The 12,359-nt window shown below is 68.9% G+C and carries 12 protein-coding genes; 8 read left to right on the top strand and 4 right to left on the bottom strand.

Going from position 1 to position 12,359, the window contains the following annotated elements:
• Positions 1-9: 9 nt before the first annotated feature.
• The 4 genes from ACPW96_RS15850 to ACPW96_RS15835 all read left to right on the top strand — a co-directional run bounded on the left by ACPW96_RS15850 (position 10) and on the right by ACPW96_RS15835 (position 3,090).
• Positions 10-894, top strand: a complete 885-nt coding sequence (locus ACPW96_RS15850; RefSeq protein ID WP_425884230.1) for a hypothetical protein — start codon at positions 10-12, stop codon at positions 892-894.
• Between the two features lie 188 nt (positions 895-1,082).
• Positions 1,083-1,478 carry a GntR family transcriptional regulator gene (locus tag ACPW96_RS15845; protein ID WP_425884228.1) on the top strand — a complete coding sequence of 132 codons (396 nt, stop codon included), beginning with the start codon at positions 1,083-1,085 and terminating at the stop codon, positions 1,476-1,478.
• On the top strand, positions 1,475-2,407 hold the full coding sequence (locus ACPW96_RS15840) for an ABC transporter ATP-binding protein (protein WP_425884226.1): 933 nt from the start codon (positions 1,475-1,477) through the stop codon (positions 2,405-2,407). Before ACPW96_RS15845 ends, ACPW96_RS15840 begins: the two co-directional genes overlap by 4 nt.
• On the top strand, positions 2,404-3,090 hold the full coding sequence (locus tag ACPW96_RS15835) for a hypothetical protein (protein ID WP_425822123.1): 687 nt from the start codon (positions 2,404-2,406) through the stop codon (positions 3,088-3,090). Before ACPW96_RS15840 ends, ACPW96_RS15835 begins: the two co-directional genes overlap by 4 nt.
• A 171-nt stretch (positions 3,091-3,261) precedes the next feature.
• Here ACPW96_RS15835 and ACPW96_RS15830 read toward each other — a convergent pair whose 3' ends face one another.
• Both ACPW96_RS15830 and ACPW96_RS15825 read right to left on the bottom strand, forming a co-directional pair.
• Positions 3,262-4,380 (bottom strand): ATP-binding protein, encoded by a 1,119-nt coding sequence (locus tag ACPW96_RS15830; protein ID WP_425822125.1) that lies wholly within the window; start codon positions 4,378-4,380, stop codon positions 3,262-3,264.
• A 9-nt stretch (positions 4,381-4,389) separates the two neighbouring features.
• Positions 4,390-4,698: a chorismate mutase gene (locus tag ACPW96_RS15825; RefSeq protein WP_425822127.1), complete on the bottom strand. Its 309-nt coding sequence runs from the start codon at positions 4,696-4,698 to the stop codon at positions 4,390-4,392.
• A 96-nt stretch (positions 4,699-4,794) separates the two neighbouring features.
• Between ACPW96_RS15825 and ACPW96_RS15820 the strand changes: the two genes are divergently transcribed.
• Positions 4,795-5,988: an AI-2E family transporter gene (locus tag ACPW96_RS15820; RefSeq protein WP_425822129.1), complete on the top strand. Its 1,194-nt coding sequence runs from the start codon at positions 4,795-4,797 to the stop codon at positions 5,986-5,988.
• A gap of 148 nt (positions 5,989-6,136) precedes the next feature.
• On the opposite strand, the gene ACPW96_RS15815 is transcribed toward ACPW96_RS15820, so the two are convergent.
• The gene (locus ACPW96_RS15815; protein WP_425884224.1) at positions 6,137-7,318 is read right to left on the bottom strand and encodes a lactonase family protein; all 1,182 of its coding nucleotides are present in this window, start codon (positions 7,316-7,318) and stop codon (positions 6,137-6,139) included.
• A 94-nt stretch (positions 7,319-7,412) separates the two neighbouring features.
• Positions 7,413-8,699, bottom strand: a complete 1,287-nt coding sequence (locus ACPW96_RS15810) for an adenylosuccinate synthase (RefSeq protein ID WP_425822133.1) — start codon at positions 8,697-8,699, stop codon at positions 7,413-7,415.
• Positions 8,700-8,801: 102 nt separating this feature from the next.
• On the opposite strand from ACPW96_RS15810, the gene ACPW96_RS15805 reads away from it, so the two are divergent.
• From ACPW96_RS15805 to argG, 3 genes are all read left to right on the top strand, one after another.
• The gene (locus ACPW96_RS15805; protein WP_425884223.1) at positions 8,802-9,887 is read left to right on the top strand and encodes an NAD(P)H-dependent flavin oxidoreductase; all 1,086 of its coding nucleotides are present in this window, start codon (positions 8,802-8,804) and stop codon (positions 9,885-9,887) included.
• 151 nt (positions 9,888-10,038) lie between these two features.
• Complete coding sequence (locus ACPW96_RS15800) at positions 10,039-10,743, top strand: Pr6Pr family membrane protein (RefSeq protein WP_425884222.1); 705 nt, start codon at positions 10,039-10,041, stop codon at positions 10,741-10,743.
• A 95-nt stretch (positions 10,744-10,838) separates the two neighbouring features.
• On the top strand, positions 10,839-12,281 hold the full coding sequence (argG, locus tag ACPW96_RS15795; protein WP_425884220.1) for an argininosuccinate synthase: 1,443 nt from the start codon (positions 10,839-10,841) through the stop codon (positions 12,279-12,281).
• Positions 12,282-12,359 lie beyond the last annotated feature (78 nt).

Below are 12,359 nucleotides of genomic sequence, written 5' to 3'. Positions count from 1 at the left end.
CATGAGGGTGTGGAGCCGTTCTGGCAGTTCATCGGCGGGTTCTGGTGGCTGATCTTTCCCTTGATGGGGGTCGCCGGCGGTGTCGGGCGCGCCTGGCAGAAGGCCCTCGATCGGCGGCACAAGCGGCGTATTGAGATCCTGCACGCGAAGAGCGAGTACAAGGCGGCGCAGGCCGCCGCACGGGCAACGACCGGACCGATCGGGCTCCGAGGCAAGCCGGAGGTCGAATCGCAGGTCACACGGCTGCAGCGGCTCATGGACGCACACGACGAGGTCACGCAGCGGTGGCTGACGTACGAACTGGATGTCGCCAAGCTCATCGCCTTCCCCGCGATGAGCGATGGCCGGCAGCCCCTCACCGCCGCGTTCCTCCGCGCGAAGAAGGTGGCCGATCGGCTGCGGCCCGTGTCCGCCCGCGTGAAGATCGACGCGGCGTCCCTCGCCGAGTACCGGGAGGCGGTGAACGACTACGAGGTGGCCTTCGACGTCGCGGAGAAGGATGCGCGGCGCCTGCGTGACTCGACGTTCACCGAGGCGGAGCGCCGGCGCCTCGACACGGCGAAGCAGCTGCTCAGCGTGGCGATCGACGAAGCGGCGACTCCGGCCGAACGGCAGCTCGCGTACCGCCGGGTGCGTCAGGAGCTCGATGGGCTGATCTCGCTCTCGGATGAGGCGGTCGAGGTCCTCGAGAAGAAGGTGGCGCTCGAGCTGACGACGGGCGCCGTCGACCCGGCGAACCCCGCGGGGTCTGCCGACCAGACGCCCTCCGCTCCCCGCGCGGCGCCGGCGCCGCCCCCCAAGCCATGGGCCGCCCCGCCGCGACCCGGCGGTTCGGGTCCGGCGAACCCCTGGCCGGTCCCCAGCCGGGGCACGAAGCCCCCGACGTCTCCCTAGCCGCTCCGCTCGAGCGTCCCGCTCGGCTCGCCCAGGCCGTCCGCTCGCGCGTCCTCCCCGTCGTCCATGGGACGCCCAAAGAGCACGTTCCGCGCGAACGCGAAACCTCGGCATCCGGCAGTTGACGTCCCCTTGGTTCTGTGGTTAGTTGGTTAAGTAAGTAACCAGTACAGGGGGGAGGCCCGCGCGTGATCGAAGAAGGCAGAGCGCTCTTCCTCCAGATCGCGGAGCAGGTCGAGGACTCGATCATCGACGGGGCGCTCCCCGAAGACGGGCAGGCCCCGTCGACGAACGAACTTGCCGCGTTCTACCGCATCAACCCGGCGACGGCAGCGAAAGGCATCGGCATGCTGGTCGACAAAGGCATCCTCTACAAGCGCCGTGGCGTCGGCATGTTCGTCGCCCCAGGCGCCCGCGACTCCCTCCTCGCGGAGCGCCGCGAAGCGTTCGCCGCCCGTTTCATCGACCCGCTCCTGCTCGAGGCGCGCAAGCTCGCGCTCGACGCGGACGAGCTGGCCACCCTCATCCGCGGGCGGAAACCCCAGACCGCGGAATCCCCCGCCACAGAAGGGACCTCATCATGACGAGCGTCATCGAGGTGAACGGATTGACGAAGCGCTATCGCGAGACCACGGCTGTGGATGACGTGAGCTTCACCATCGAGAAGGACACGATCTACGGCCTGCTCGGCCGCAACGGCGCCGGCAAGACCACGGTCATGTCGATCCTCACCGCCCAGAACTTCGCAACGAGCGGCGAGGTGCGCGTCTTCGGCCAGAATCCGTACGAGAACGCACACGTGCTCTCGCGCATGTGCTTCGTGCGGGAGAGTCAGAAGTACCCCGACGACGCCAAGCCGTCGCATGCGCTCCGCGCCGCATCCCTGTTCTTCCCTCATTGGGATCAGGCACTGGCGGACCGGCTCGTCGCCGACTTCCAACTGCCCCTCAACCGGCGCATCAAGAAGCTCTCACGTGGACAGCTCTCCGCCGTCGGTGTCATCATCGGCATCGCCTCGCGCGCCGAGATCACGTTCTTCGACGAGCCGTACCTCGGGCTCGACGCGGTCGCACGGCAGATCTTCTACGACCGCCTGCTGGCGGACTACGCGGAGCACCCGCGCACGGTCATCCTGTCGTCGCACCTGATCGACGAAGTCTCCAACCTCATCGAGCGCGTGCTCGTCATCGACCGCGGGCGCATCATCATCGACGAGCAGACCGACGCCATCCGCGACCGCGCCGCCAACATCGTGGGCGACACGGCGGCGGTCGACGCCTTCGTGGCCGGCCGCGAGGTCATCCATCGCGAGAGCATGGGACGGGTCTCGTCAGTGACGGTGCTCGGCGCCCTGTCGAGCGCCGACCGCGCCCGGCTGACCGAGGCGGGGCTCGATGTGGCGCCCGTCTCCCTCCAGCAGCTCATCGTCCGCACCACGCAGCACGCCGGCGGCGAGGCCGCGGCGGCCGCCGTCAGATCCGATGGCACCGACACGAAGGAGGCGCTGCGATGACCCGCACGCTCAACGTCGTCCGCATGCAGCTGATCAACCGCCAGACCTTCGTCTGGGTGCCGCTGCTCATACTGGGCGGCTCCCTCGCCCTGACGCTGATCATCTTCTCCTTCATTCCCTACGAAGGCGCGAAGTACGGCGGGGCGGCGCAGTCCACCTACTGGTACTTCCTCGCGCTCGGTGTGCTGGCGATGTCCGCCACCTTCCCGTTCTCCCAGGCGATGAGCGTGACGAGGCGCGAGTTCTACCTCGGCACGCTCGCGACGGCAGCGCTGGCCTCCGGCATCCTGGCGGCCCTCTTCATCGTCGGCGGGTTCCTCGAGCAGGCCACGAACGGCTGGGGCCTCAACGGCTACTACTTCTACATCGAGGCCATGTGGGCGGACGGGTGGTGGGCTGCCTGGTTCACGTGGTTCGTCATCGGGATGCTGTTCTTCGTGATCGGATTCTGGGCGGCCACGATCTTCAAGCGGTGGGGCACCTTCGTTCTGACGGCGATCCTGATCGGAATCGGCGCCCTCCTCGTCGGCGCCATGTGGATCATCGGCAACCTGGACGCCTGGGCGCAGGTGTTCGCGTGGTTCGGCGAGCAGGGCACCCTCGGCCTGTCGGCGTGGGCGCTCCTGCTCACGGCGGCGCTCGCCGGTATCTCCTACCTCACGCTGCGTCGAACCACTCCCTGACCGCCGTTGCTCCGGCGCGATCGGTCGCCCTGATTCACTCGCTCCGCCGCCCTATCGGTGCACCAACTTCGGAGAATGTCACGGACTTCGGGGGGTTCCCTCGGAATCCTCCGAAGTTCGCTGCATCCTCCGAAGTACGTGAGGGGTGGGATGCCGCGGCGGCCGGACGGCTCAGCGCAGCGGCACCTTCACGTCGCTGCCGCCCTCGTGCGTCAGCCTCGACCCCATCTGCACCAGGCTCGCCTGGTCGACGAAGCCCCCCGCGAAGAGCGCCTGACCCTGGGCGAAGCCCGGGCTGCGCCCGAGGAGCGACTCGGGAGCGTAGCCGAACACGTCGCCGAGCTCGTCGAGGTCACGGGGGGAGCTCATCCGCATCAGGGCGAGGTTGTCGCACTGCGACAGCGCGTTCGGGTGCACCTTCGACGGCCGCTGCGTCGAAAGCAGGAGCCATAGTCCGTACTTCCGACCCTCGGCGGCGATCTGCACGATCCGTTCGGTGAGCAGCCGCTGCACCGGCGTGCTGGGTTCCGGGGTGCACAGATTGTGCGCCTCGTCGATGACGATGAGCCGCCCGATGCGCTGCTCACGGTTGTCCCAGAGGTGATCGAGCACGGCGAGCGCGGCGGACCGCGACTCGGCCTGGGTCGGGAAGCCGCCGAGGTCGATCACGGTCGCGTCCGGCCGCTCCTCGATGTCTTCGATGACGTTGCGGTGACCCCACGCCCAGAGCTCCCAATCGGCGACGCCGAGGTTCTCGAGGCGCATCGCGAGCCGACGGCGAATCGGGTCGTCCGAGCCCTTGAGGAACGCGACGAGCTGCCCGTGGCCGAATGACTCGGGCAGTCGACCCGACGGCTGCAGGGCGGTCAGCTCCGCTTCGAGGCGCAGCATCGCATTGAAGTCCTCGGCGTCGTTCAGCGGATCGACCTGGAGGATCGCGGCGCGCGAGCGCACCGGCATCCTCAGGAACTGGACGTGCAGCGGCTCCCCGCCCGCTCCCGATGGGCGGAAGACGCGGATGTCTCGCTTGGCCAGCTCCACCGCTTCGGCCGCGGGCGCATCCTTCCTGATCTCGCCGAGCCGCACGAAGTCCGAGTTGGGGTCGAGGATGACGAGCGGGAGCTGAGTGTGCAGCAGCACCTGCTCGAGCAGCACCCCCAGGGCGTAGGTCTTGCCGGACCCGCTCTGCCCGCACCAGAAGGTATGCCGGTTCAGCTTGGCGGCGAGCACGTGCGACGGTGCCGCGTCTTCCGATTCGAGGAGGGTGCCGATGCGCAGTTCGTTGGCCATCTTCGAATGCTAGAGGGGCTCGGTCGTCTCCGCGGCGGCCACGTGGTGACGGATGACTTCGGCGACGACGAAAGTGAACCACTTCTGGGCGAACTCCGGGTCGAGTTCGGCATCCAGGGCGAGGGCACGCAGCCGCGCGAGCTGCTGCTCCTCCCGCGCGGGGTCGGATGCCGGCATCCCGTGCTTCGCCTTGAGCTCGCCGACCTCCTTCGTGCACTTGAAGCGCTCGGCAAGCAGGTAGACCAGCGTGGCGTCGATGTTGTCGATGCTGCCGCGCAGCCGCTGCAGAGTCGCGGTGGGGTCCTCGGAATCGTTCATCGGTCCTCCTCGTTCGACGATATCGCCCCGCGGCGCGTTCACTTTCATGGAGATCGGGTGGCGACCGCGATCGAGCGCCGGGCCTACAGTGTGACCATGAGCGATGGCACCCCCTCTTCCGTTCCACTCGCAGCCTCGCCGGCCGCCGGCACCGATCTGGCCCCCGCATCTCCCGTGGCGCCCCTCACGACAGGCGGACCGGGCGCTGTGTCCACTTATCCCGAACCGCCGATCTCGCGGTTCTGGGCGAGGCTCGACAGCCCGTTCGGAGTCGGCTTCCTGCTGACACTCGGTGGGCTCGGGGCGCTGGCGATCGGGGCGGCCTTCATCAACCTGTCGACGATCTTCATCTACATCGCGTTCGCGATGTTCGCCGCGCTGGGGCTTGACCCCGTGATCAAATTCCTCGAGCGGCACAACGTCAAGCGCGGCCTGGCCGTGCTGATCATCTTCTTCGTCTTCGCCGTCATCGTCATCGGCCTGCTGTGGCTGGTCGTCCCCACGCTGGTCGACCAGATCACCTCATTCATCGATGACTTCCCCCAGACGGTGAAGAACTTCCAGGATTCGGACTTCTTCGCTTGGCTGGAGGGGATCTTCGGCACGGGCCTGTCGTCACTGGTGACCGACGCCGAGAAGTTCCTCACCGATCCGGCGAACATCGCCGCCATCGGAGGTGGTGCCCTGAAGATCGGGGCGGGCATCGCGACTGCCATATCCGGCGGGCTCATCGTCGTCGTGCTGACCCTCTACTTCGTGCTGTCGCTCTCGGGGATCAAGGCGTCGTTCGTCCAGTTCGCGGCGGCCCGCAACCGCCCGAAGGCGCGCTCGATGATCGATCAGATCACCGAGTCGGTCGGCGGCTACCTGATGGGCATGGTGATCCTGGCGTTCTGCAACTCGGTGATCGCCTTCACGCTGCACCTCGTGCTCCAACTGCCGTTCCCGCTGCTGATGGGCGTGCTCGCGTTCTGCATCACGATCATCCCGCTCGTCGGGCCGGTGCTCTACTGGATCACCGCGACGATCCTCGCTCTGTTCACGAGCCCGCTCTCGGCCCTGATCTTCGCGATCTGCTACCTGATCTACATCCAGATCGAGGCTTACGTGCTCACCCCCAAGGTGATGAGCAAGGCCATCGAGATCCCGGGTTCGCTGGTCGTCATCGGCGCGCTCATCGGCGGCACCCTGCTCGGCCTGCTCGGCGCCCTGATCGCGATCCCGGTGACCGCGTCGATACTCCTGATCATCAAACAGGTGTTCCTGCCGCGGCAGGACGCCAAGATCTAGCCCCGAGCGCATATCCGCGGCGCGGGGACCGGTTCAGCCGCGAGACGGGGATCGGCCCAGCCGCGAGGCGGGGATCGGCTCAGCCGCGAGGCGGGGATCGGCTCAGCCGCGAGACGGGGATCGGCCCAGCCGCGAGGCGGGGATCGGCTCAGCCGACCGGCAGCAGCATCGTCGGCGAAGGCGCCTCGGCACGGTACCGCACGCGACCCGGCACACCGGTGCGGAGGTCGAGGGTGAGCGACGTCACGTCGTTCGAGCGCTGCCCGGCGACGAGCAGGGTGTCGCGCTGGATGATGTGATGCCGGGGCCAGTCCACGCCCGATTCGACGAGGGCGACCGGCTCCACGGTCTCGCCCGCACCGCGCACCCGCACAGTGGCGATCGTGTTGCTGCCCCTCAGCCCCGCGTAGAGGAAGTCGCCATCGCGCGAGGACGCGAGCTCCGCGGCGGTGTCGCCGGCCATCGCCGCGAGCGACGCGCCGCCCAGCAGAACCCAGCGGCCCTCGCGGTTGCGACCGAGCGTGAAGACCTCGCACGAGTACTCCGTCACGACGTGCAGGTGACCGCTCGGATGCACCACCATGTGCCGTGGCCCGCTTCCGCTCGGCAGCACGATCTCGTGATCGGGGCGCAGTCCGGATGCCGTCGGCCTCCAGATGCGCACCAGATCGAAGCCGAGATCCGTCGTGGCGACGCGGCCGTCGGGAAGGAAGGCGGCGGAGTGGGCGTGCGAGACCCGCCCCGCTCCCTGGGGAGCCGCCGCAGGCGCGGCCGGTTCCTCCACTGAGCGGCCCTCCTCGGCCGCCGCGAGCGACGCGCGGAAGTCACGCAGAAGCACGGCCCCGTCATCCGCGGGCGCCGACGCCTCACCGAGGACGAAGTTCGCCGGCATGTCCTCGCCGGGCAGGGCGTACGGATTCGCGGCGGGCGCGCCCGCGACCGGGTTCGACGGCGTGCCCGCGGCATCCAGCGACACGCGCACGACGCGCCCGTCGCCGTAGCAGCTCGCGATCAGCGAGCCCCCGTCGGGTGAGACGGCGATGTGGCACACGTTCTCGCCGACCTCGACGGCAGGTCCCAGCCTGGCGAGGGCCGCCTCGCCGGTGCGCGTGAAGGCGGCGACCTTTCCGATCCCCTCCAGCGCGGCGTAGACGACGTCGGCGGAGGGATGCCGGGCCAGCCACGACGGCGAAGGCGCGGGTGCCGCGGCGCCTTCGTAGGTCAGTGGGCCGCCGGCGGACGCGTCGTGCATCGATCCCGCGAGCAGCGTGCCCACACCGTCCGCGCCGCCTCCCATGTCGGCGGTGTAGCCGCCGGTCCAGAACCGCATCAGCGTCCCTCGTCCGGCAGTGTCGGTCCCAGACCTCGTCGCACGGTCCGGTCTCGGTGGTTCGACAAGCTCACCAACCGGATGGGGAGGGGCATCAGTCGATCAGATCGTGGCGCACGATCACCGCGTCACGAGAGGCACCGACACCGATGACGGAGATGCGGGTTCCGCTCATCTCCTCGAGCGCGAGCACATAGTCCTGGGCCTCGAGCGGCAGGTCCTCGAACGTGCGCGCCCCGGAGATGTCCTGCTTCCAGCCGGGGAAACTCTCGAGGATGGGCCGTGCGTGGTGGAAGTCCGTCTGGTTGACGGGCACCTCATCGAAGCGCGTGCCGTCGACGTCGTAGGCGACGCAGACCGGGATCTCGTCGAGTCCCGTGAGGATGTCGAGCTTGGTCAGCACGAGATCGGTGATGCCGTTCACACGGGTGGCGTAGCGGGTCATCGGTGCGTCGTACCAGCCGACGCGGCGGGGGCGGCCGGTCGTCGTCCCGAACTCGAAGCCGCGCGAGCGCAGCCACTCGCCCTGCTCGTCGAACAGCTCCGTCGGGAAGGGCCCGGCCCCGACACGGGTCGTGTACGCCTTGACGATGCCGACGATGCGATCGAGTCGGTTCGGGGCGACGCCGGATCCGGTCGCCGCGCCGCCGCTCGTAGCCGAGGACGAGGTGACGAACGGATACGTGCCGTGATCGACATCCAGCATCGTCGCCTGACCGCCCTCGAACACCACCACGTCGCCCGCGTCCAGGGCGTCGTTGAGCAGCAGGCCGGTGTCGGCGACCATGGGCCGCAGGCGCTCGGCATAGGCCAGCAGTTCTTCGACGACCTCGTCGACGGTGATCGCGCGGCGGTTGAACACCTTGACGAGCAGGTGGTTCTTCTGGTCGAGGGCGCCGTCGACCTTCTGGCGCAGGATGTTCTCGTCGAAGAGATCCTGCACGCGGATGCCGACGCGGTTGATCTTGTCGGCGTACGAGGGCCCGATGCCGCGCCCGGTCGTGCCGATCTGCCGCTTGCCGAGGAAGCGCTCGGTCACCCGGTCGAGCACGCGGTGGTACTGCGTGATCAGATGCGCGTTGGCGCTCACCTTGAGCCGAGAGGTGTCCACGCCGCGGGCGTGCAGCGCCTCGAGCTCCGCGAAGAGCACTTCGAGGTCGATGACGACGCCGTTGCCGATCACCGGCGTCACACCGGGGGAGAGGATGCCGGAGGGCAGCAGGTGCAGGGCGTACTTCTCGTCGCCGATGACGACGGTGTGGCCGGCATTGTTGCCGCCGTTGAACTTCACGACCCAGTCGGTGCGGTCACCCAGCAGGTCGGTGGCCTTGCCCTTGCCCTCGTCCCCCCATTGCACTCCGACGATGACGATGGCGGGCATATTCACTCCTCGGGAAGGATCCGACGGTACACCCCATCCTATCGGGCGGCCCCGATGCGGCCGGGGATGCCCATCAGCCGGCCGAGTGCTTGACTGGGACGCATGTCCTCCCGATGGCGCGAAACGGCCTTGACCCGGATGCTCGGGATCGACCTGCCGATCGTGCTCGGAGCGTTCGGCGGAGCGTCGAGCATCGCGCTGACCGCCGCCGTGAGCAACGGGGGCGGACTCGGGTCCTACGGCCTCTATGGATACGGTCGCGAGCGCATTCTCGGCACGGCGGCGGAGCTGCGGAATGCCACCACCCGGCCGTTCGCGCTGAACCTGTGGCTGCCGCACCGCGGGCCCGGCGAGGAGGAACCGGGCTCCGCGTTCTCTTGGGACCGGTTCGGTGCCGCCGCGGAGCGACTGGCCCCCCTGTTCGCCGAGGTCGGCATGACACCGCCTTCCGAGGCTCCCGCCGCCTATCTGCCCGCGTTCGACGAGCAGCTGGACGCCGTGCTCGAAGCGCGCCCCGCCGTGCTGAGCGTTGTCTTCGGCGTGCCCGACGCCGCGACGGTCGACGCGTGCCACGCCCGCGGCATCCGCGTGATCGGCACGGCGACGACGGTCGACGAAGCCGTCGCGCTCGCACGCGGAGGAGTGGATGCCGTCGTCGCGAGCGGCATGGAGGCGGGCGGCCATCGCGTGTCGTTCCTGCGCCCGGCCGAGGAGTCGCTGGTGGGCACCTTCGCCCTCGTGCCGCAGGTCGTCGACGCGATCGATGTGCCGGTGATCGCCGCGGGCGGCATCGCCGACGCCCGCGGAGTCGCGGCGGCGCTGGTGCTCGGTGCGTCGGGGGCGATGATCGGCACCGCCTTCCTCGCGACGGAGCAGAGCGGCACCTCGGGGGCCCACCGCGACGCGCTGCGCTCGAGCGCGGCCGCGGAGACCGTGCTGACCCGGGCGATGAGCGGCCGGCTGGCGCGCGGCATCCCGAACCGTGCCACTCGCGAGATCACAGATCCGGCGCCCTTCCCGCTGCAGAACTGGCTCACGGGGCTGTTCCGGGCGCGCGCCGCCGAGCTCGGTCGCACGGACTTGCTGTCGCTGTGGGCGGGACAGGCGGCGAGCCTTGTCCGCGAGCGGGACGCGTCCGCCTTGCTGCGGGACCTCGCGGCCGGAGTGGACGTGCTCCTTCCCGAGTGAAGCCGGCGCGGCATCCCGTCCTCGGGCGTCGGCGCGGCATCCGCTCGGCGGGCGGCGGCGACGCATCGTATCCCTGACCGTCGGCGCGGCATCCGGCCGTCGACGCGATCCCTGTCGCTAGTCTGGCGAGTAATCCACGAAGGGTCTCGCCATGGGTTATGCCTTCTTCCGCGCCGCCGGCGCCCTCCTCGGCCTTGCGGCGATCATCGCCCAGATGGCGCGGAGCGTGCAGAACGCGCTGGCGAGCAGCACGGACTACGGCTCCCACCTGCCGACCGTGATCGCCAACTTCCTGAGCTTCTTCACGATCCAGTCCAACGTGCTCGCCGTCGTGACGCTCGCCATCGGCGCCGTCTGGGCGTGGACGAAGGGCCGAGACGAGGACACCGAGCCCCGGTGGTTCGCCATCCTGCTCGCCTGCACGACCACCTACATGCTCGTGACCGGCGTGGTCTACAACACGCTGCTGCGCAACGTCGAATTGCCGCAGGGCGTCACGGTGCCCTGGTCGAACGAGGTGCTGCACGTCGTCATCCCGCTCGTGCTGCTCGTGGATCTCTTCTTCGCGCCCAAGCGCCGGGCGCTGCCGTGGCGCGCGGTCTGGATCATCGTCGCCTACCCGATCGTGTGGGTCCTCTACACGCTCGTGCGGGCGAACCTCATCATCGCCCCGGCGACCGGCAACGCGTGGTGGTACCCGTATCCATTCCTCGACCCGAACGGTCCTGGCGGCTTCGGAAGCGTCGTCGTCTACGTGATCGCGATCGCCGTCGGCATCATCGTCTTCGGGTTCTTCGTCATCTGGGCCGGCCGCTGGCGGCACGAGCGCGTCAAGGCCGAATTCGCCACGATGTGACGGAGCGCAGAGGCCTCATTACGCGCGCCGCGGAGCCCGGCGCTCACGGCGGAGCCCAGTGAGGGGCCGCATCCGCCCCTCACTAGACTTGGGGCATGTCGAAGGTCCTTACTTCCCTGCCCGTCGGCGAACGCGTCGGCATCGCCTTCTCTGGGGGTCTCGACACCTCGGTCGCCGTCGCGTGGATGCGCGACAAGGGCGCCGTCCCCTGCACATACACCGGTGATCTCGGGCAGTACGACGAGCCCGACATCGATGCCGTGCCCGATCGCGCGCTGGAGTACGGCGCCGAACTCTCACGCCTGGTGGACTGCAAGGCGGCGCTCGTCGAAGAGGGGCTCGTCGCCCTCGCGTGCGGCGCCTTCCACATCCGCTCGGGCGGCAAGACCTACTTCAACACGACGCCGCTGGGCCGTGCCGTCACCGGCACGCTTCTCGTGCGTGCCATGAAGGAGGACGGCGTCGACATCTGGGGCGACGGCTCCACCTACAAGGGCAACGACATCGAGCGGTTCTACCGCTACGGCCTGCTCGCCAACCCGCGCCTGCGCATCTACAAGCCGTGGCTCGACGCCGACTTCGTCACGCAGCTGGGCGGCCGGAGCGAGATGAGCCAGTGGCTCGTCGAGCACGGATTCCCCTATCGGGACTCCGCCGAGAAGGCCTATTCGACCGACGCCAACATCTGGGGCGCCACCCACGAGGCGAAGACGCTCGAGCACCTGAACGTCTCGCTCGAGACCGTCGAGCCGATCATGGGCGTGCGGTTCTGGGATTCCTCCGTCGAGGTGCCGACCGAGGACGTCACCGTCACCTTCTTCGAGGGCCGCCCTGTGGCGATCGACGGCGACGAGTTCGGCGATGCGGTCGCCCTGGTGCGAAAGGCCAACGAGATCGGCGGCCGCCACGGCCTCGGCATGAGCGACCAGATCGAGAACCGAATCATCGAGGCGAAGAGCCGGGGCATCTACGAGGCACCCGGCATGGCGCTGCTGCACATCGCGTACGAGCGGCTGCTGAACGGCATCCACAACGAAGACACCGTCGCGAACTACCACGCCGAGGGCCGGCGGCTCGGACGCCTGATGTACGAGGGCCGATGGCTGGACCCGCAGGCGCTCATGCTGCGCGAATCGATCGACAAGTGGGTCGGGTCATCGGTGACGGGGTCGGTCACCGTGCGGCTGCGCCGCGGCGACGACTACACGATCCTCGACACCTCCGGACCGTCGCTGTCCTACTCGCCCGAGAAGCTCTCCATGGAGCGCGTCGGCGACGCCGCCTTCGGTCCCACCGACCGCATCGGCCAGCTCACCATGCGCAACCTCGACATCGCGGACTCCCGTGCGCGACTCGAGCAGTATGCCGCGCAGGGCATCATCGGCGGTGCCACCGCGGCACTGGTCGGCAGCGTGACGGAGGGCGAAGCCCTCGAGATCCTGGGCTCCGGTGCCCCGCAGGATGCGGATGCCGAGGCCCTCGAGGACGCCATCGAAGCGGCATCCGACTCGGCCATGTACGACGCCGGCACCGACTGACCCCCCCGTTACTTTCTTCGTGGCCGTCCAGTGAGCATGCTGGGCGGTGACAGCCTGCCGGGCCCGGCATGATTGGTC

Origin of the sequence: Micromonospora sp. DT81.3 (assembly GCF_049847225.1) — a bacterium.
Classification (GTDB): Bacteria; Actinomycetota; Actinomycetes; order Actinomycetales; family Microbacteriaceae; genus Microbacterium.
The sequence above is the reverse complement of the archived record's forward strand: the minus strand, read 5'-3'. Positions and strand labels throughout refer to the sequence as shown.

Coding starts and splice junctions, on each gene's coding strand:
- ACPW96_RS15840 (WP_425884226.1), top strand. CDS start 1,475: ATGACGAGCGTCATCGAGGTGAACGGATTGACGAAGCGCTATCGCGAG.
- ACPW96_RS15835 (WP_425822123.1), top strand. CDS start 2,404: ATGACCCGCACGCTCAACGTCGTCCGCATGCAGCTGATCAACCGCCAG.
- ACPW96_RS15830 (WP_425822125.1), bottom strand. CDS start 4,380: ATGGCCAACGAACTGCGCATCGGCACCCTCCTCGAATCGGAAGACGCG.
- ACPW96_RS15825 (WP_425822127.1), bottom strand. CDS start 4,698: ATGAACGATTCCGAGGACCCCACCGCGACTCTGCAGCGGCTGCGCGGC.
- ACPW96_RS15820 (WP_425822129.1), top strand. CDS start 4,795: ATGAGCGATGGCACCCCCTCTTCCGTTCCACTCGCAGCCTCGCCGGCC.
- ACPW96_RS15815 (WP_425884224.1), bottom strand. CDS start 7,318: ATGCGGTTCTGGACCGGCGGCTACACCGCCGACATGGGAGGCGGCGCG.
- ACPW96_RS15810 (WP_425822133.1), bottom strand. CDS start 8,699: ATGCCCGCCATCGTCATCGTCGGAGTGCAATGGGGGGACGAGGGCAAG.
- ACPW96_RS15805 (WP_425884223.1), top strand. CDS start 8,802: ATGTCCTCCCGATGGCGCGAAACGGCCTTGACCCGGATGCTCGGGATC.
- ACPW96_RS15800 (WP_425884222.1), top strand. CDS start 10,039: ATGGGTTATGCCTTCTTCCGCGCCGCCGGCGCCCTCCTCGGCCTTGCG.
- argG (WP_425884220.1), top strand. CDS start 10,839: ATGTCGAAGGTCCTTACTTCCCTGCCCGTCGGCGAACGCGTCGGCATC.